This is a genomic window from Mycolicibacter engbaekii, from assembly GCF_002101585.1.
GTDB classification, from domain to species: domain Bacteria; phylum Actinomycetota; class Actinomycetes; order Mycobacteriales; family Mycobacteriaceae; genus Mycobacterium; species Mycobacterium engbaekii.
This window is the reverse complement of record NZ_LQOT01000009.1, coordinates 45997-63156: the sequence shown is the minus strand read 5'-3', so window position 1 is coordinate 63156 and position 17160 is coordinate 45997. Positions and strand designations below refer to the sequence as shown.

Below are 17160 nucleotides of genomic sequence, written 5' to 3'. Positions count from 1 at the left end.
GGCGGGCGCGGGCGCGGGCGCGGACACCGGAGCCGAAGCCGGCGGGGTGGGGGCCACCGTGAGACCGGCGAACGGCGGCGGCGCGGGCGGTGCCACTGCGACCGGAACGCCGGGCAGGGCCGCCAGGCCGGACAGCCCGGCCAGCCCGGCCAGCGGCGCGGCGGCCAGGGGTGCGAGCGCGGCGGTCAGCATCGGCAGCATCACCGGGATCAGCACCACCGCCTGCTCCAGCAGCGTCTTGAGCAGAGCGATCACATCGGTGATCACGGTGCCGACCGCCTCGACGGCGGTGAACAGCAGGGTCATGGCGATGGTGGTGGGATTCCCGGAGGCGAAGGCCGCGGCGATATCGGCGGCGATGAACGCAAAGGTCTGCGACAGATAGGCGGCGAACGAGCCGATGTCCATCGGGTAGCCGAGCGCGAACGCGAGGTTGTAGGGACTCAGGAAGCTCAGTGGATTGCCGAGGATGGGCAGCCACGGATTGAAGCCGCCGAACATCGACTGCAGGAACGGGTTGGCGGCCAGATCATCGATCATCGGCTGCAGCACGTTGTTGTAGAAATCCGTGTAACCGCTGTTCTGCAGCCACTCCATGATCTCGTTCTGCCGATCCGGCGGCAGCTGCGACTGGTCGGCCTCGGCGGACCCGGCCTTGGCGATCTGCGGCGCGGCGGGGGTCTGCGGGCTCGACGCCACCGCTGCCCCGGCCACAGCCTGGTAGGTGGCCATCACCGTGGCGGCCTGCAGCCACATCCGGCCGTAGTCGGCTTCGTTGAGCGCGATCGGGATGGTGTTGACACCGAAGAAGTTGGTGGCCACCAGCGCCGCGTGGGTGGCGTGGTTGGCCGCGAGTTCGGCCAGCGTCGGCATGGCGGCCAGCGCGGCGCCGTAGGCGCTTGCCGCGGCCTGGTGGGCGGCGGCACTGACGGCGCTGTCGAAGCCGGCCTGCAGCAGCCACGCCAGGTAGGGAACGTTGGCCGCCACGTACGCCTCGGCGCTCGGTCCCTGCCACGCCCCGGCCTGCACCTCGGCGAGCAGCGCCGTCAACTCCTCGGCGACAGCGCCGTATTCGGCGCTCAACGCACTCCATGCCGATGCCGACGCCAACAGTGGACCCGCACCGGGGCCTGCCGACAGCAAGGTGGAATGGACTTCAGGGGGAGACGCGATCCAGATCGGCGCAGTCACGTTGGCCAGCTCTCTCGGGTTGCCCGCCCGGAATAGCAGGATGCAACGACGAGTGGGTCTGGCTCTCGGGTGAGTGACTCCCCGATCACAGTGGCGGGACCGCTCCGGATTCGCACCGGATTCCTACCTCGTCATCGCCTGACCTGTGCATTGTTGCACGCCGACGGGCCTGGCCAAAGCCAGACTGTCCCGCCGGCCCGCCGGGGCACCAGGTAATCTGCCGACCGTGTCCGATCCGGCGAACACCCCCACGATCTGCCTGAACATGATCGTCCGAGACGAGGCCCACATCGTTCAGGAGGTGCTGACCGCCACCGCGCCCTACATCAGCGCGTGGGTGATCGTCGACACCGGCTCGCAGGACGGCACCCAGCAGGTGATCCGCGACCACATGGCAGCCCTGGGCATCCCCGGCGAGCTTTACGAACGGCCCTGGCGCAACTTCGGGCACAACCGAACCGAGGCGCTGACCCTGGCCCAGGGCCGCTGCGACTACATCTGGGTGATCGACGCCGACGACACGATTGTGGGCACACCCGATTTCACCGGTCTGGACGCCGACGTCTACGAGATGTGTATCCGGCAGGAAGCCGTCACGGGCTGGCGCCCCCAGGTGTTCCGCGACGGCTTGCCGGTGCGCTACGTCGGTGTGGTCCACGAGTTCATCCAATGCGATGAAGACCATGTCATTGCCCGCCTCAGCAGCGAATTCGCCATCGAATCGCGGCGCCTGGGCGCCCGTAGCCTGGATCCGCAGACGTATGCCCGCGACCGGGATCTGCTGCTGGCCGAGGTCGAACGCAATCCCGAGGACTCGCGGTCGGTCTTTTACCTGGCGCAGAGCTGCTTCGATGCGGAGGATTACGCCGCGGCGATCAAGTGGTACGAGCGCCGGACGGAAATGGGGGGCTACGACGAAGAGGTGTACTTCTCGATGTACCGCAAAGCCGGCGCCATGGAGGTGCTCGGCGAGCCGTGGCCGGAAGTGCAGGCCGCCTACCTGCGGGCCTGGGAGTATCGGCCGACCCGTGCCGAACCGCTGTATTGCATCGCGTTCGCTTACCGGTCCGCGGGGCGTTACCGGCTCGGTCACCTGTTCGCCAAACAGGCCATGGAGATCCCGATGCCCAACGACCAGCTTTTCGTCGATGCGGGGGTCTACACCTTGCGGGCGATCGACGAGCGCGCGGTGTGCGCGTCGTGGCTCGGCGAGCATGAGGAAGCGTTCACGCTGTGCCGCGACCTGGTGGCGCGCAGCGACGTCCCCGACGACGAACGGCAACGCATCGCTGCCAACCGCGATTATTCGGTTCCTGCCATGCTCGACGCCGCGTCGGGCTACCCGGAGGCGGTGGTGCGCAACCTGGTCGCCGGGCCGCCCGACGCGCAGGTGACCCTCACCCTGCGCACCGGGGCTGACCTGGCCGGCGCCGAGGCGACCCTGAACTCGTTCCTGCACTGCTGCCTCGATCTGGCGCGCGTGGGACGCTTCCTGGTGATCGATACCGGCCTGTCCGCCGAAGATCGGGCGCTGCTGGCGCAGCGGTACCCGTTTCTGGAGTTCGCCGATCCGGACACGCAGATCATTGACCAGATCGGTGGTCGCTATTGGCTGGCGCTGGACTCGGGCTGGCGGTTCTTCGCTCCGGAGAACCTCATCACCCGCCTGACCGGCGGACTGCAAGCCGAACCACAGGTGTTCCAGATCGGCGTCAACTTCACCGACGCGGTGAAGCTGACCGGCACCTGCGGCCCCGAGGACCTCGTGCGCCGCACCCCCGACGCCGGCCGCTACCTGCTGACCGACACGCCCGCCACCGGCCCGGCGATGGTCGACACCACGCGCCTGTACCGGGTCGGGGGCACCGCCAGCCTCGACGAAGTCCTGTGCATCCTGGAGTGAGCCGACCCGTGGATCGGCCGGCGCGCGTCAGCCCTTGGCGTCGATCGCGGCGTTGAAGGTCTCGCTGGGCCGCATCACCGCCGAGGTCAGGCCGTGGTCCGGCGCGTAGTAGCCGCCGATGTCCACCGATTTGCCCTGCACGCGGGCCAGCTCCGAGACGATCACGTCCTCGTTCTTGTCCAGCGTGTTCGCCAGCCCGGCGAAGTGCTCGGCCAGCTCGGCGTCCTCGGTCTGGGACGCGAGTTCCTCCGCCCAGTACTTGGCCAGGTAGAACTGGCTGCCGCGGTTGTCCAGCTCGCCGGTCTTGCGCGACGGCGACTTGTTGGCGTCCAGCAGCTTGCCGATCGCGGCGTCCAGGGTGGTGCCCAGGATCTTGGCCCCCGCATTGCCGGTCTTGGCGCCCAGATCATCGAAACTGGCTGCCAGCGCGAGGAATTCGCCGAGCGAGTCCCAGCGCAGGTGGTTCTCCTCCACCAGCTGCTTGACGTGCTTGGGCGCCGAACCGCCCGCGCCGGTCTCGTACATGCCGCCACCGGCCATCAGCGGAACGATCGACAGCATCTTGGCGCTGGTGCCCAGTTCCAGGATCGGGAACAGGTCGGTGAGGTAGTCGCGCAGGATGTTGCCGGTGACGGCGATGGTGTCCTGGCCGCGGATCAGCCGTTCGAGGGTGTAGCGCATGGCCCACACCTGCGGCATGATCTGGATCTCCAGCCCCTCGGTGTCGTGGTCCTGCAGGTAGGCCTTGACCTTCTTGCGCAGTTCGGCTTCGTGCGGACGCTCGGTGTCCAGCCAGAACACCGCCGTCATGCCCGAGGCCCGCGCCCGCTGAACGGCCAGTTTCACCCAGTCGCGGATGGCGGCGTCGGTGACGGTGCACAGCCGCCAGATGTCGCCGGCCTCCACTTTCTGACTCAGCAGCACCTCGCCGGTGGCCAGGTCCACGATGTCGGCGACACCGTCCTCGGGCACCTCGAAGGTCTTGTCGTGGCTGCCGTACTCCTCGGCCTTCTGCGCCATCAGACCGACGTTGGGCACGGTGCCCATGGTGGCCGGGTCGAACTGGCCGTGGGTCTTGCAGAAGTTGATCATCTCCTGGTAGATCCGGGCGAACGTCGACTCGGGGTTGACCGCCTTGGTGTCCTTCTGCCGCCCGTCGGCGCCGTACATCTTGCCGCCGGCCCGGATCATCGCCGGCATCGAGGCGTCGACGATCACGTCCGACGGCGAGTGGAAGTTGGTGATGCCGTTGGCCGAGTCCACCATCGCCAGTTCGGGCCGGTGCTCGTGGCAGGCGTGCATGTCCTCGATGACCTCCTCACGCTTGGAGGCCGGCAGGGTCTCGAGCTTGTCGTACAGGTCGGACAGGCCGTTGTTGACGTTGACGCCCAGGTCGTCGAAGAGCTGCTGGTGTTTGGCGAAGGCGTCCTTGTAGAACACCTTGATGGCGTGGCCGAACACGATGGGGTGGCTGACCTTCATCATGGTGGCCTTGACGTGCAGGGAGAACATCACGCCGGTCTTGCGGGCGTCCTCCATCTGCTCCTCGTAGAACTCCCGCAGTGCGCGCACGCTCATGAACATCGAGTCGATGACCATGCCGTCGAGCAGCGCCACCTTTTCCTTGAGCACAATTGTCTTGCCGCTCTTGGTTTTCAGTTCCATCTTGACGTCGCGGTCACGGTCCAGCGTCATCGACTTCTCACCGTGGTAGAAGTCGCCGTGGCGCATGGTGGCGACATGGGTGCGCGACGCCTGCGACCACTCCCCCATGCTGTGCGGGTGCTTGCGGGCGTACTCCTTGACCGCTTTGGGCGCACGGCGGTCGGAGTTGCCTTCCCGCAGCACCGGGTTCACCGCGCTGCCCAGGCACCTGGCGTAGCGGTTGCGGACGTCGCGTTCCCGCTCGGTCTTGGGGTCCTCGGGAAAGTCCGGCAGCGCGTAACCCTTGCCCTGCAACTCCTTGATCGCGGCGATCAGCTGCGGCACCGACGCGCTGATATTCGGCAGTTTGATGATGGTGGTGTCCGGCAGCAGGGTGAGGCGCCCCAGTTCGGCCAAGTTGTCCGGTACCCGCTGCTCCTCGGTCAGCTCATCGGGGAACTCCGCGAGGATGCGGGCCGCCAGCGAGATGTCGCTGGGCTTCACGTCGATGCCCGCGGGGCCGGTGAAGGCCTGCACGATCGGCAGAAACGAGTAGGTCGCAAGCAGCGGCGCCTCGTCGGTCAACGTGTAGAAGATGGTCGGCTGGTCGGCGCACATGGCTGTTCTCCCGGCGTCAGGTTCGTGTCGAACGATCGTGTGCCGCGTGGTACACGGCGGCACCCAGTATCGCGTACCTCGTCGGTGCGCACACCGCCGGTGAGTAACTGGCGACAGCTCCGGGGGATGCGATAAGCTGCGTGGCGGTCATGAGTGCCAGCGCGAAGCCCCGGCTTGCTGGCCGGCAACCCTCCAACCGCGGTGGGGTGCCCCGGGTGATGACCGGGTTGAGTAGCCACCGTCGGCTACGCGGCAAGCGCGGGTCCGCCACAACGGGCCCCCCGAGTAGACAGGGGAACCTGATGCGTGCCTCATTGCGCCCGCTCGGTCGTTGTTGTTGTCGCTGAACCCAGGACCTGAATCCGCTCACTTTGTCCAGCGACAACAAACACCGAGGAACCATTCGCCCATGACCGCCGACAACACCACCGACCCGACTGCCAACTGGTCGTTCGAGACCAAGCAGATTCACTCCGGGCAGGCCCCCGACGCCGCCACCAACGCCCGCGCGCTGCCGATCTACCAGACCACGTCCTACACGTTCGAGAACACCGATCACGCGGCCAAGCTGTTCGGCCTGGAGGTTCCGGGCAACATCTACACCCGGATCATGAACCCGACCAACGATGTGGTCGAGCAGCGCATCGCCGCGCTCGAAGGCGGGGTCGCCGCCCTGCTGGTGGCCTCCGGGCAGGCCGCGGAGACCTTCGCGATCCTCAACCTCGCCGGTGCCGGCGACCACATCGTGTCCAGCCCGCGGCTCTACGGCGGCACCTACAACCTGTTCCACTACTCGCTGACCAAGCTGGGCATCGAGACCACGTTCGTCGAGGACCCGGATGACCTGGACTCCTGGCGGGCGGCGGTGCGGCCGAACACCAAGGCGTTCTTCGGCGAGACCATCTCCAACCCGAAGATCGACGTGCTCGACATCCCGGGCGTGGCGGCCGTGGCGCACGAGCACGGCGTGCCGCTGATCGTCGACAACACCGTCGCCACCCCGTATCTGATCCAGCCGCTGGCCCACGGCGCCGACATCGTGGTGCACTCGGCCACCAAGTACCTGGGTGGGCACGGCTCGGCGATCGGCGGCGTGATCGTCGACGGCGGGAACTTCGACTGGACCCAGGGCCGCCACCCCGGTTTCACCACACCCGACCCGAGCTACCACGGGGTGGTCTTCGCCGACCTGGGCGCGCCGGCATTCGCACTCAAGGCCCGCGTGCAGTTGCTGCGCGACCTGGGTTCGGCGATCTCCCCCTTCAACTCCTTCCTGATCGCCCAGGGCCTGGAGACGCTGAGCCTGCGGGTGGAACGGCACGTGGCCAACGCCCAGCAGGTCGCGGAGTTCCTGGAAGCCCGCGACGACGTGCTGAGCGTCAACTACGCCGGACTGCCCAGCTCGCCGTGGCATGCACGGGCCCAGCAGCTGGCTCCCAAGGGCGTCGGCGGCGTGCTCTCGTTCGAGCTCGCGGGCGGTGTCGAGGCCGGCAAGGCGTTCGTCGACGCACTTGTGCTGCACAGCCACGTCGCCAACATCGGCGATGTGCGCTCGCTGGTGATCCACCCGGCGTCGACCACCCACGCCCAGCTCAGCGCCGAAGAGCAGCTGGCCAGCGGTGTGACCCCCGGCCTGGTTCGGCTGGCGGTGGGCATCGAGGGCATCGCGGACATCCTGGCCGACCTGGAGCTCGGCTTCGCGGCGGCCTCGGCGCAGCTGGACGGCGCGTCGCTGGCGGCCCGTTGAGGCGGTCCCCGGTGACGGTCTCCGACGTGCCCCGGCAGCTCCTGCCAGCCGAGGGTGAGACCGGCGTGGTCGCCATCGGGTCGCTGACGTTGGACAGCGGCGCGGTGCTCGATGACGTGCACATCGCGGTGCAGCGCTGGGGCGAGCTGTCGCCCCAGCGCGACAACGTCGTCATGGTGCTCCACGCGCTGACCGGGGATTCTCATGTCAGCGGACCGGCCGGGCCGGGGCACCCCACCGCGGGCTGGTGGGACGGCGTGATCGGTCCCGGCGCCCCGATAGACACCGACCGCTGGTGCGCGGTGGCCACCAACGTGCTGGGCGGCTGTCGCGGGTCGACCGGGCCGGGATCGCTGGCCCGCGACGGGAAGCCCTGGGGTTCCCGGTTTCCCGCGATCACCATTCGCGACCAGGTCCGGGCCGACATCGCCGCGCTGGGGGCACTGGGCATCACCGAGGTAGCCGCCGTGCTGGGTGGTTCGATGGGCGGCGCCCGCGGGCTGGAGTGGATGGTCGGCCACCCCGATCGGGTGGGTGCGGGCCTGCTGCTGGCCGTCGGTGCTCGCGCGACCGCCGACCAGATCGGCACGCAGAGCACCCAGATCGCGGCCATCAAGGCCGACCCGGACTGGCAGGGCGGCGACTACCACGGCACCGGCCGCAGTCCCGAAACCGGGCTGGCGATCGCCCGTCGGATCGCGCATCTGACCTACCGCGGCGAGACCGAACTGGACCGGCGGTTCGCCAATGCCGCCCAGGACGGTGAGGACCCAGCCGCCGGCGGCCGCTACGCCGTGCAGAGCTACCTGGAACATCAGGGCGAGAAGCTCGTGGCGCGGTTCGACGCGGGCAGCTATGTGACCCTGACCGATTCCCTGTCGAGCTTCGACGTGGGGGCCGGACGCGGCGGGGTGGCCGCGGCATTGCGCGGCTGTCCCGTTCCGGCGGTGGTCGCCGGAATCACCTCGGACCGGCTGTATCCGCTGCGGCTGCAGGCGGAGCTGGCCGAGCTGCTGCCCGGCTGCGACGGGCTGCAGGTGGTGGAGTCCGACGCCGGGCACGATGGCTTCCTGCTGGAGACCGGCCGGGTCGGCGAACTGATCCGTCACACCCTGGATCTGGCGAGCACGTCCCGGGACCGCCGCCGGTGAGCCCGTCTGAGCCGGGCCGCCGCGACCGCTCCCTGTCGTTCGGCTCCCAAGCCGCCGCCTATGAGCGGGGCCGCCCGTCGTATCCCCCGGAGGCGATCGACTGGCTGCTGCCGCCGGGAGCCCGCGACGTCCTGGACCTGGGTGCCGGCACCGGCAAGCTCACCGCGCGCCTGGTGGAGCGCGGCCTGAACGTGGTGGCGGTGGACCCGATCGCCGAAATGCTCGAGGTGCTGGCCAGCGCCCTGCCGGGGACCCCGGCGCTGCTGGGTTCCGCCGAGCAGATCCCGCTGCCCGACAACAGCGTCGACGCGGTGCTGGTGGCCCAGGCCTGGCACTGGTTCGACCCCAGCCGGGCCATTCCGGAGCTGGTCCGGGTGCTGCGGCCCGGCGGCCGCCTCGGCCTGGTGTGGAACACCCGCGACGAACGGCTGGGCTGGGTCAAGGAACTGGGGACGATCATCGGCCGCGAGGATGCCCGCGACGTGGTCGACGCGGGGGTGAGCCTGCCCGCTCCGTTCGGCGACATCGAAAGCCATCAGGTGGAGTGGACCAACTACCTGACGCCGCAGGCCCTGATCGACCTGGTCGCCTCCCGCAGTTACTGCATCACCTCGCCGGACGCGGTGCGCACCAAGACCCTGGACCAGGTGCGCAACCTGCTGGCCACCCATCCCGCGCTGGTCGGGTCCACCGGCCTCGCCCTGCCCTACATCACCGTGTGTACGCGGGCGACGCTGCACTAGGCCGCTCGCACTAGGCCCCCTCCCGAGTCGCCCTCCGCAGGCCGTAGGCAAACCGTGACCGGGGCGTCTCGTGGCTGTGACGGTTTTGATGCAGGATTTCAACAACAACGTTCGGATACTTTCCGCGCACCGCTCGGCGCCGAACGACCGGACGGGGGACCTATGCCAGGCTTCGGGATCAGGGCGGGTGCGGTGACCGGCTTAGCGGGCTTGATCGCCACCGCGGGCTTGGCGGCCCCGGCGCAGGCCAGCCCGGTCGACACCACGTTTTTGACGGATCTGTCCGTGGCGGGCATCCCGGTGGGCGACCCGGCGGCCACGGCGGCGCTGGGGCAGTCAGTGTGCCCGAAACTCACCGAACCCGCCGGCAGGGCGGCCTCGGTGGCCGCTCCGGTCACCGGCCTGGGGGGCGGGCCCGCCATGTCCCCGCAGATGGCGCAGATGTTCACCGAGATCGCGGTTCAGATCTACTGCCCGCAGATGCTGTCCCAGCTGGCCAGCGGTCAGATTCCGGACCTGCCCCAGATCCCCGGTCTGCCGATGGGCATCCCCGGCCTCGCCGGGGCGTTCCCGGCCTTCCCGGGCCGATAGCGCCGACTCCCCCGGCCTAACCGGGCTCGGCCCCGGGCTTGAGGTAGCTGACCAGGCTGACGTCGAGAACTTCGTCGATGAAGTAGTGCTCGCAGCCGCGCAGATACTTCAGGTAGCGTTGGTAGACCTCTTCGGACTGGATCTCGACGGCCGCGGCCCTGTTGGCTTCCAGCGCATCGGCCCAGATCCCGAGCGTCTTGATGTAGTGCGGCCGCAGCGACAGTGCTTCGGGCACCACGAAACCAGCCTTCTGGCCGTGTTGCACCATCATGTCCGTGGTGGGCAACCGCCCCCCGGGAAATATCTCGGTGAGAATGAACTTGATGAACCGCGCGGTCTCGAAGGTGAGCTTCTTGCCCCGCGCGTTCAGCTCATACGGGTGGTAGCTGACGCTGCTCTGGATCGTCATTCGCCCGTCGGGCGGCAGCATCTGGAAGCAGCGGGCGAAGAAGTCGTCATAGCGTTCGTGACCGAAATGCTCAAACGCCTCGATGGAGACGATCCGGTCGACGGGTTGGTCGAACTCCTCCCACCCGTGCAGCAGCACCCGGCGCTCGCGCTCGGTGTCGACGGCGTCGAGCAGTCGCTGCGTGTGGGCGTGCTGGTTCTTCGACAGCGTGAGGCCGATGACGTTGACGTCGTGGGCCTCCACCGCGCGCTTCATGGTCGATCCCCAGCCGCAGCCGATGTCGAGCAGCGTCATGCCCGGCCGCAGATCGAGCTTTTCGAGATTGAGGTCGATCTTCGCGGTCTGGGCCTGCTCCAGCGACAGCTCCGGCGGCTCGAAATAGGCACAGCTGTAGGTGCGTGTCGGGTCTTGGAACAACGCGAAGAAGTCGTCGGACAGGTCGTAGTGGGCCTGGACGTCGGCGAAGTGCGGCCGCAACGTCCTGGCGCCGGAAGGGTCCGTCATCGCCGGCCTACTTCTGCAACGTGAACTGATTGACGTCGATGTATCCCGTGCGAAAGCCGTTGGCGCAACCGGTCAGATAGTGCATGTAGCGGTCGTAGACCTCCTGGCCCTGGATTTGCACGGCCCGGTCCCTGTTGCTCTCCAGCGCCGCCGCCCAGCAGTCGAGGGTCCTGGCATAGTGCGGCTGCAGCGAATGCCTCCGGGTCAGGGTGAATCCCGCTCGGGCCGCATGGTCCTCGACCATCTCGATGGTGGGAAGCCGCCCACCCGGGAAGATCTCGGTCACGATGAACTTGATGAAGCGGGCCATCGAGAACGTCAGCGGCATGCCACGATCGACCATCTGCTGCCCGGTGAGCCCGGTGATGGTGTGCAGCAGCATCACCCCGTCGTCCGGCAAAGCGGCGTAGGCCATAGCGAAGAAGTCGTCGTAACGTTCGTGGCCGAAGTGCTCGAAGGCACCGATGGACACGATCCGGTCGACGGGTTCGCCGAAGTTCTCCCAACCCTCCAACAGCACTCGCCTGCTACGCCCGCTGTCCATCGACGCGAACATCGACTCCACATGGGCCGCTTGATTTTTGCTCAAGGTCAGCCCGGTCACGTTGACGTCGTATGCTTCCACGGCACGGCGCATGGTGGCACCCCAGCCGCAGCCGACGTCGAGCAGCGTCATGCCGGGCTGCAGGCCGAGCTTGCCGAGCGCCAGATCGATCTTGGCGAGCTGCGCCTGCTCGAGCGTCATGTCGTCGCGCTCGAAGTAGGCGCAACTGTAAGTCTGGCTGGGATCGAGAAACAGCCGGAAGAAATCGTCGGACAGGTCGTAATGGGCCTGCACGTCCTCGAAATGCGGTATCAGCTTCTTTCCCATAGCAATGCGCCCTCGGCTGGCAGCCGAAAGCGTCCCCCTCCCCGGTACTTTCTTAGGTCCCTAGTACTTTCCGAACGCCAGCGCCACGTTGTGCCCGCCGAACCCGAAGGAATTGCTGATCGCGAAGTGGTAGTCGCCGGTTCGTGCCTCGGTGGCGACGACGTCCAAGTCGATCTCCGGGTCCAGATGGCGCAGGTTGAGCGTCGGCGGGACAACGCCGTCCCGCAACGCCAGAACGGTGAGGATCGACTCCACCGCCCCCACCGCGCCGACCGAATGCCCCAGCGCCGACTTCGGTGCGTACACCGCGGGCCGGTGGGCTCCCATGGCGTTGTTGATCGCCTGGGCCTCGGCGAGGTCGCCGATTCTGGTTCCGGTCGCATGCGCGTTGACGTGGTCGATATCGGTGGGGTCCAGCCCGGCAAGCTCGATCGCCCGGCTGATGGCGTGCCCGGCCCGCTCCCCCGTCGGATCGGGCGCCACGATGTGGTAGCCGTCCGAGGTGATCCCGGCGCCCATCAACCGGCCCAGAATCGTGGCGCCACGCGCCTTGGCGTGCGCCAGGGTCTCGATGACCAGCAACGCCCCCGCCTCGCCGAAGACGAACCCGTTGCGCTCGGCGTCGAACGGCCGGCAGGCGCCCGCCGGGTCATCGTTGGTGGTCGACAACACGATGCGCATCGCGGCGAATCCGGCGATGGGAACGGCCTCGATCTTGGTCTCGACTCCGCCACAGATCGCGATGTCGGCCTCGTCGTGGACGATGTTGCGCCAGGCTTGGGCGATACCCTCGGCGCCGGAGGCGCACGCCGAGATCGGGGTGAACACACCGGCTTTCGCGCCGCGCTCCAGCCCGACGGCGGCGGCGGCGGCATTGGGCATGTACTTCTGCACCCCCAGCGGCGAAACGCCCCTCATGCCGCTTTCGACCATGCCCTGGTATCCCCAGACAAGTTCCTCCGGTGAGCCCAGACCGGTGCCGATCGACACCAGCAGCCGGCGCGGGTCCACTTCCGGCGCGCCGGCATTCGCCCAGACCCGGCGGCCCAGGATGACCGCCATCTTCTGCAGGTAGGAGAGCCGGTGCAGTTCCTTGCGGTTCAGTTCGTGGTCGAAGTCCTCCAGCAGATGCCCGCCGATACGCACCGGGAGGTCGAACCGCTCGACGAAAGGGTCGTCGAGTCTGCGAATGCCGCTCTGGCCGTCCAGGAGTTTCTTCCAGGTCTCCTCGGCGTCCGGGGACAGCGCGGTGGTCATCGCGACACCGGTGACGACGACCTCGGGGAGGCCGTTTCCGGTGGAAAGCCGGGTGTGTCGGGCCATGTGAGCGCCTCTGCTTCCGAACGGCTACTTGGTCAAGAGGAATTGGCCGACATTGCTGATTCCCCTGCGAAAGAGGTCGGCACAGCCGGTCAGGTAGCGCAGATAGCGCTCGTAGACTTCTTCGGACTGCACGGCGATGGCGCGCTCGCGATTGTCGCGCAGCTTGCCCGCCCAGATGTCCAGGGTCCGCACGTAGTGTTCGGGCATGAAAAACGTGTCCGCCAAATGGAAGCCGGCGTCCCGGGAGTATTCGTAGATGTCGTCGAGGCCGGCCATCTGTCCGCCGGGAAAGATCTCCCGGCCCAGGAACCGGACGAAGCGCAGGTCGCTCATCGTCACTTTGATGCCGTGCTCGCGCCAATGGGTCTGGGGGTAGGTGAATATGCTGTGGACCAGCATCCGGCCGTCGTCGGGCAGAATCTCCCGGGCACGTTCGAAGAACGCGGCGTAGCGCTCCTTTTTGAACGCGTCGAACGCCTCGATGGTGAAGATCCGGTCGACCTTCTCGTCGAACTCCTCCCAGCCCTGCAGGCGGGCCTCGGCACGGCGTTCGGTATCCAGCGATGCCAGCTTGGCGGCGCTGCACGCGCAGTGGCTGCGGCTGAGCGTGATACCGATGACGTTGACGTCGAATTGCGTCACCGCCCGCACCAGGCCTGCCCCCCACCCGCAGCCGATGTCCAGCACGGTCATTCCCGGTTCGAGGTCGAGTTTGCGTAACGCCAAGTCGTACTTCGCGTTCTGGGCTTCCTCAAGGCTCATGTCGTCGCGCTCGAAGTAGGCGCACGTGTAGGCCATCGTCGGGTCGAGGAACAGCGAGAAGAAGTCGTCGGAGATGTCGTATGCCGCTTGGGATTCTTCGTAGTACGGCCTGAGATCGACCATCTGCGTCACCTTGCCTTCGCTAGATCTCTTATACCGCTGCCTTTTCCATCGTGAACTGGCACACGTCGGTGTAGCCGTCCCGGAACAACTCCCGGCAGCCCGTCAGGTACTTCAAGAACGTCTCGTAGGTCTGCTCGCCTTTGAGTTCGACGGCTTGGTCTTTGTGCGCTTCGAGCGCTTTGGCCCAGGTGTCGAGGGTGCGCACATAGTTCGAGCCGATCAGGTGGTGGCGGGTGATCGAGAAGCCGCAGCGGGTCGCGTGCTCGTCCACCGTCGATATCTGGGGCAGTCGCCCGCCGGGGTAGATCTCGGTCAGGATGAAGTGGATGAAACGCAGCAGCGACATCGTCTTCTTCAGTCCGCGCTGCTCCCCCTCTTCGGCGGTGGGCACCACGATCGAGTGCAGCAGCATCACACCGTCGTCGGGCAGGACGCGGTGGCACATGGTGAAGAAGTCGTCGTAGCGCTCGTAGGTGCCGACTCCGTCGGCGAAATGCTCGAAGGCTCCCAGCGACACGATGCGATCCACCGGTTCGTCGAATTCCTCCCAGCCCTGCAGACGCACCTGTTTGGAGCGCGGACTGTCCATCTCGGCGAATTTCTGTTCGCAATGGGCCACTTGGTTTTCACTCAAGGTCAGCCCGATGACGTTGACGTCGTAGGTGTCGACGGCCCGGCGCATGGTGGATCCCCAGCCGGACCCGATGTCGAGCAGGGTCATCCCGGGCTGCAGCCCCAGCTTGCCCAGCGCCAGGTCCACCTTGGCCATCTGGGCCTCTTCCAGCGTCATATCGTCGCGCTCGAAGTATGCGCAGCTGTACGTCATGGTGGGGTCCAGCCACAGCCGAAAGAATTCGTTGGAACGGTCATAGTGCGACTTGATGTGGTCGATATCCGGGGCCAGTTCGACGTCGCTCATCTTTTCCTCCGCGGGGGTGCGGGCGTCCGGTCTGGGCGGGATGTCGTTGCGCCGTGATCGTGGGCCCCGGCACCCTCGCCAACACGGCCGACCGATACCGGACGACCGGAGACACGGATTCCCCGGCGACGAAACAGTCAAACCCGCCACCGGCACTCAAATTGAGATCGGCGGTGGCCGAATTACCCGCGGCGACAACAATTGTCGGGGGCGGTAAATAAAAGGGCTAGCTGGTCCCGAGCGGGTCGATCGTCGCGGCCACGTAGAGCATCACCGTGGCCGCCGTGGTCATCGTGGCGAAGTCCAGGCCCCGGTCCCGCAGCACCAGCAGACCCGCGCGGTCCTCGGAAAGGACCAGTCGCAACATGGCCGCCACCCCGGTCCCGATCCCGATCAGCAGCGCACCGCGCCGCCAGAAATTCGCTCCGACCAGTACGAACGCGGCGGTGAAGATCAGGCCGACCAGCAGGATCGGCCACTGTGCGGCGATCACCCTGCGGACAGCTGCGAGCTTCATAGCGTGCTCTCGACCCGTTCCACGACGTTGGTCAGCAGGAACGCCCGAGTCAGCGGCCCCACCCCGCCGGGGTTGGGCGACACGTGGCCGGCCACCTCCCACACGTCGGGGTGAACGTCGCCGACCAGGCCCGCGTCGGTGCGCGACACCCCGACATCGACAATGGCCGCGCCCGGGCGCACCATGTCGGCGGTCAGCATGTGCGGCACCCCGACCGCGGCGACGATGATGTCGGCCTGGCGGGTCAGCGCCGGCAGGTCACGAGTTCCGGTGTGGCACAGCGTCACGGTCGCGTTCTCCGACCGTCGGGTCAGCAACAGCCCCAACGGCCGCCCCACCGTCACGCCGCGTCCGATCACCACCACGTGGGCGCCGGCGATCGGCACCTCGTAACGGCGCAGCAGGTGCACGATCCCGCGCGGCGTGCACGGCAGCGCCGCCGGGGTACCGAGCACGAGCCGGCCCAGGTTGGTCGGGTGCAGCCCGTCGGCGTCCTTGGCCGGGTCGACGCGCTCGAGTGCGGCGTTCTCGTCCAGGTGCTTGGGCAGCGGCAGCTGCACGATGTAGCCGGTGCACTCGTCGTTGGCGTTGAGCTCGTCGATGGTGTCGTTCAGCTGGGCCGGGCTGGCATCGGCCGGCAGATCGCGGCGTATCGAATTGATGCCGACCTTGGCGCAGTCGGCGTGCTTGCCGCGTACGTAGGCCTGCGAGCCGGGGTCGTCGCCCACCAGGATGGTGCCCAGCCCGGGTGTGCGCCCGGCGGCGGACAGCGCCGCCACCCGAGCCTGAAGGTCGACGAAAATCTCGTCGCGCGTGGCCTTGCCGTCCAACGTCATCGCACCCACGCCGCACATTGTGGCATGGAGCCGCCGGGTTGCGGCCCGTCGTATGCGCCCACCCCACGTCTTGGGCACCACCAGAGCGGCCACGCCGGCGTGCCGCTTGTAGGCTCCCGCTATGGCTGCTCCCGACGTCTTCAGTCCCGCCAAACTCGGTCCGATAACGCTGCGCAACCGGATCATCAAGGCCGCGACGTTCGAGAACCGCACGCCTGATGCGCTGGTCTCCGACGACCTCATCGAATACCACCGGCTGCCGGCCGCCGGCGGGGTCGGCATGACGACGGTGGCCTACTGCGCGGTCTCCCGTGGCGGACGCACCTCCAACGACGGGCTGTGGATGCGCCCCGAGGCGGTCGCCGGACTGCGGCGGCTCACCGACGCCGTGCACGCCGAGGGTGCCCTGGCCAGCGCCCAGATCGGCCACGCCGGACCGGTCGCCGACGCGCGCTCCAACGGCGCGCGCGCCCTGGCCCCGGTGCGGTTCTTCAACCCGATCGGCATGCGCTTCGCCAAGAAGGCCACCCGCGACGACATCGACGAGGTGATCGCCCAGCACGCCGACGCCGCCCGCTACGCCCTCGACGCCGGGTTCGACGCCGTCGAGATCCATCTCGGCCACAACTATCTGGCGAGTTCGTTTCTCAGTCCGCTGATCAACCGGCGCTCCGACGAGTTCGGCGGATCGCTGGCCAACCGGGCCAAGGTCGCCCGTGGCATCGTGGCGGCGGTGCACCGCGCGGTCGGCGGACAGATCGCGGTGACAGCCAAACTGAACATGACCGACGGGGTCCGCGGAGGTATCAGCCTCGACGAGGCGCTGACCACTGCGAAGTGGCTGCAGGACGACGGCGGCCTGGACGCGCTGGAGTTGACCGCCGGCAGCTCGCTGGTCAATCCGATGTACCTGTTCCACGGGGACGCCCCGGTGAAGGAATTCGCCGGCGTCTTTCCCCCGCCGTTGAGCTGGGGTATGCGCCTGACCGGCAAGAAGTTCCTGCGTTACTACCCCTACACCGACGCCTATCTGCTGGACAACGCCCGGCTGTTCCGCGCCGAGCTCTCGATGCCGCTGATCCTGCTGGGCGGCATCACCAACCGCGCCACGATGGATAAGGCCATGGCCGAGGGCTTCGAATTCGTCGCGATGGCCCGGGCGTTGCTGGCCGAGCCGGACCTGGTCAACCGGATCGCCGCGGAGCCGTCGACGCAGTCGCACTGCATCCACTGCAACCGGTGCATGCCGACGATCTACCGACGCACGCAATGCGTCATTACCGGCGCACCGGACGCAACTCGCTAGAG

General features: G+C 67.6%; 15 protein-coding genes and 2 riboswitches. Of the genes, 6 read left to right on the top strand and 9 right to left on the bottom strand.

Annotated features, from left to right (window positions below):
* Positions 1 to 1191 (bottom strand): PPE family protein (locus tag AWC02_RS01615; RefSeq protein ID WP_085126610.1); only part of this gene is annotated, 1191 nt, incomplete at its 3' end.
* A gap of 30 nt (positions 1192 to 1221) precedes the next feature.
* Positions 1222 to 1361, bottom strand: a riboswitch (cobalamin riboswitch).
* Between the two features lie 56 nt (positions 1362 to 1417).
* On the opposite strand from AWC02_RS01615, the gene AWC02_RS01610 reads away from it, so the two are divergent.
* Positions 1418 to 3094, top strand: a complete 1677-nt coding sequence (locus tag AWC02_RS01610) for a glycosyltransferase (RefSeq protein WP_085126597.1) — start codon at positions 1418 to 1420, stop codon at positions 3092 to 3094.
* A 27-nt stretch (positions 3095 to 3121) separates the two neighbouring features.
* On the opposite strand, the gene AWC02_RS01605 is transcribed toward AWC02_RS01610, so the two are convergent.
* Complete coding sequence (locus AWC02_RS01605) at positions 3122 to 5356, bottom strand: NADP-dependent isocitrate dehydrogenase (RefSeq protein WP_085126595.1); 2235 nt, start codon at positions 5354 to 5356, stop codon at positions 3122 to 3124.
* 145 nt (positions 5357 to 5501) lie between these two features.
* A riboswitch (SAM riboswitch) is annotated at positions 5502 to 5621 on the top strand.
* Between the two features lie 144 nt (positions 5622 to 5765).
* Here AWC02_RS01605 and AWC02_RS01600 point away from each other — a divergent pair.
* The 4 genes from AWC02_RS01600 to AWC02_RS01585 all read left to right on the top strand — a co-directional run bounded on the left by AWC02_RS01600 (position 5766) and on the right by AWC02_RS01585 (position 9588).
* Positions 5766 to 7103: a bifunctional o-acetylhomoserine/o-acetylserine sulfhydrylase gene (locus tag AWC02_RS01600; RefSeq protein ID WP_085126593.1), complete on the top strand. Its 1338-nt coding sequence runs from the start codon at positions 5766 to 5768 to the stop codon at positions 7101 to 7103.
* A gap of 11 nt (positions 7104 to 7114) precedes the next feature.
* Positions 7115 to 8254, top strand: a complete 1140-nt coding sequence (metX, locus tag AWC02_RS01595) for a homoserine O-acetyltransferase MetX (RefSeq protein ID WP_085126591.1) — start codon at positions 7115 to 7117, stop codon at positions 8252 to 8254.
* A complete protein-coding gene (locus AWC02_RS01590) occupies positions 8251 to 8997 on the top strand; it encodes a class I SAM-dependent methyltransferase (protein ID WP_085126590.1) in 747 nt (248 codons plus the stop codon). Before metX ends, AWC02_RS01590 begins: the two co-directional genes overlap by 4 nt.
* A 192-nt stretch (positions 8998 to 9189) precedes the next feature.
* On the top strand, positions 9190 to 9588 hold the full coding sequence (locus AWC02_RS01585; RefSeq protein WP_419179191.1) for a DUF732 domain-containing protein: 399 nt from the start codon (positions 9190 to 9192) through the stop codon (positions 9586 to 9588).
* Positions 9589 to 9604: 16 nt separating this feature from the next.
* Here the strand turns inward: AWC02_RS01585 and AWC02_RS01580 are convergent, their stop codons facing one another.
* The 7 genes from AWC02_RS01580 to AWC02_RS01550 all read right to left on the bottom strand — a co-directional run bounded on the left by AWC02_RS01580 (position 9605) and on the right by AWC02_RS01550 (position 15861).
* Positions 9605 to 10501: a cyclopropane mycolic acid synthase family methyltransferase gene (locus tag AWC02_RS01580; protein ID WP_085126586.1), complete on the bottom strand. Its 897-nt coding sequence runs from the start codon at positions 10499 to 10501 to the stop codon at positions 9605 to 9607.
* Between the two features lie 7 nt (positions 10502 to 10508).
* Positions 10509 to 11372, bottom strand: a complete 864-nt coding sequence (locus AWC02_RS01575) for a cyclopropane mycolic acid synthase family methyltransferase (protein ID WP_085126584.1) — start codon at positions 11370 to 11372, stop codon at positions 10509 to 10511.
* 60 nt (positions 11373 to 11432) lie between these two features.
* A complete protein-coding gene (locus tag AWC02_RS01570) occupies positions 11433 to 12695 on the bottom strand; it encodes a KasA/KasB family beta-ketoacyl-ACP synthase (protein WP_085126582.1) in 1263 nt (420 codons plus the stop codon).
* A 24-nt stretch (positions 12696 to 12719) separates the two neighbouring features.
* Positions 12720 to 13580, bottom strand: a complete 861-nt coding sequence (locus tag AWC02_RS01565; RefSeq protein WP_085126580.1) for a cyclopropane mycolic acid synthase family methyltransferase — start codon at positions 13578 to 13580, stop codon at positions 12720 to 12722.
* Positions 13581 to 13608: 28 nt separating this feature from the next.
* Positions 13609 to 14499, bottom strand: coding sequence for a cyclopropane mycolic acid synthase family methyltransferase (locus tag AWC02_RS01560; protein ID WP_085126578.1), 891 nt, complete (start codon positions 14497 to 14499; stop codon positions 13609 to 13611).
* Positions 14500 to 14725: 226 nt separating this feature from the next.
* Positions 14726 to 15016 (bottom strand): DUF3017 domain-containing protein, encoded by a 291-nt coding sequence (locus tag AWC02_RS01555; RefSeq protein ID WP_085126576.1) that lies wholly within the window; start codon positions 15014 to 15016, stop codon positions 14726 to 14728.
* The gene (locus AWC02_RS01550) at positions 15013 to 15861 is read right to left on the bottom strand and encodes a bifunctional methylenetetrahydrofolate dehydrogenase/methenyltetrahydrofolate cyclohydrolase (protein WP_085126608.1); all 849 of its coding nucleotides are present in this window, start codon (positions 15859 to 15861) and stop codon (positions 15013 to 15015) included. Before AWC02_RS01550 ends, AWC02_RS01555 begins: the two co-directional genes overlap by 4 nt.
* A 112-nt stretch (positions 15862 to 15973) precedes the next feature.
* Between AWC02_RS01550 and AWC02_RS01545 the strand changes: the two genes are divergently transcribed.
* Complete coding sequence (locus AWC02_RS01545) at positions 15974 to 17158, top strand: NADH:flavin oxidoreductase (protein ID WP_085126574.1); 1185 nt, start codon at positions 15974 to 15976, stop codon at positions 17156 to 17158.
* The last annotated feature ends 2 nt before the right edge of the window (positions 17159 to 17160 follow it).

Bases quoted from the DNA above. Each gene is read 5' to 3' on its own strand.
- AWC02_RS01605 (WP_085126595.1), bottom strand. From the start codon at position 5,356: ATGTGCGCCGACCAGCCGACCATCTTCTACACGTTGACCGACGAGGCG.
- AWC02_RS01600 (WP_085126593.1), top strand. From the start codon at position 5,766: ATGACCGCCGACAACACCACCGACCCGACTGCCAACTGGTCGTTCGAG.
- AWC02_RS01580 (WP_085126586.1), bottom strand. From the start codon at position 10,501: ATGACGGACCCTTCCGGCGCCAGGACGTTGCGGCCGCACTTCGCCGAC.
- AWC02_RS01575 (WP_085126584.1), bottom strand. From the start codon at position 11,372: ATGGGAAAGAAGCTGATACCGCATTTCGAGGACGTGCAGGCCCATTAC.
- AWC02_RS01570 (WP_085126582.1), bottom strand. From the start codon at position 12,695: ATGGCCCGACACACCCGGCTTTCCACCGGAAACGGCCTCCCCGAGGTC.
- AWC02_RS01565 (WP_085126580.1), bottom strand. From the start codon at position 13,580: ATGGTCGATCTCAGGCCGTACTACGAAGAATCCCAAGCGGCATACGAC.
- AWC02_RS01560 (WP_085126578.1), bottom strand. From the start codon at position 14,499: ATGAGCGACGTCGAACTGGCCCCGGATATCGACCACATCAAGTCGCAC.
- AWC02_RS01555 (WP_085126576.1), bottom strand. From the start codon at position 15,016: ATGAAGCTCGCAGCTGTCCGCAGGGTGATCGCCGCACAGTGGCCGATC.
- AWC02_RS01545 (WP_085126574.1), top strand. From the start codon at position 15,974: ATGGCTGCTCCCGACGTCTTCAGTCCCGCCAAACTCGGTCCGATAACG.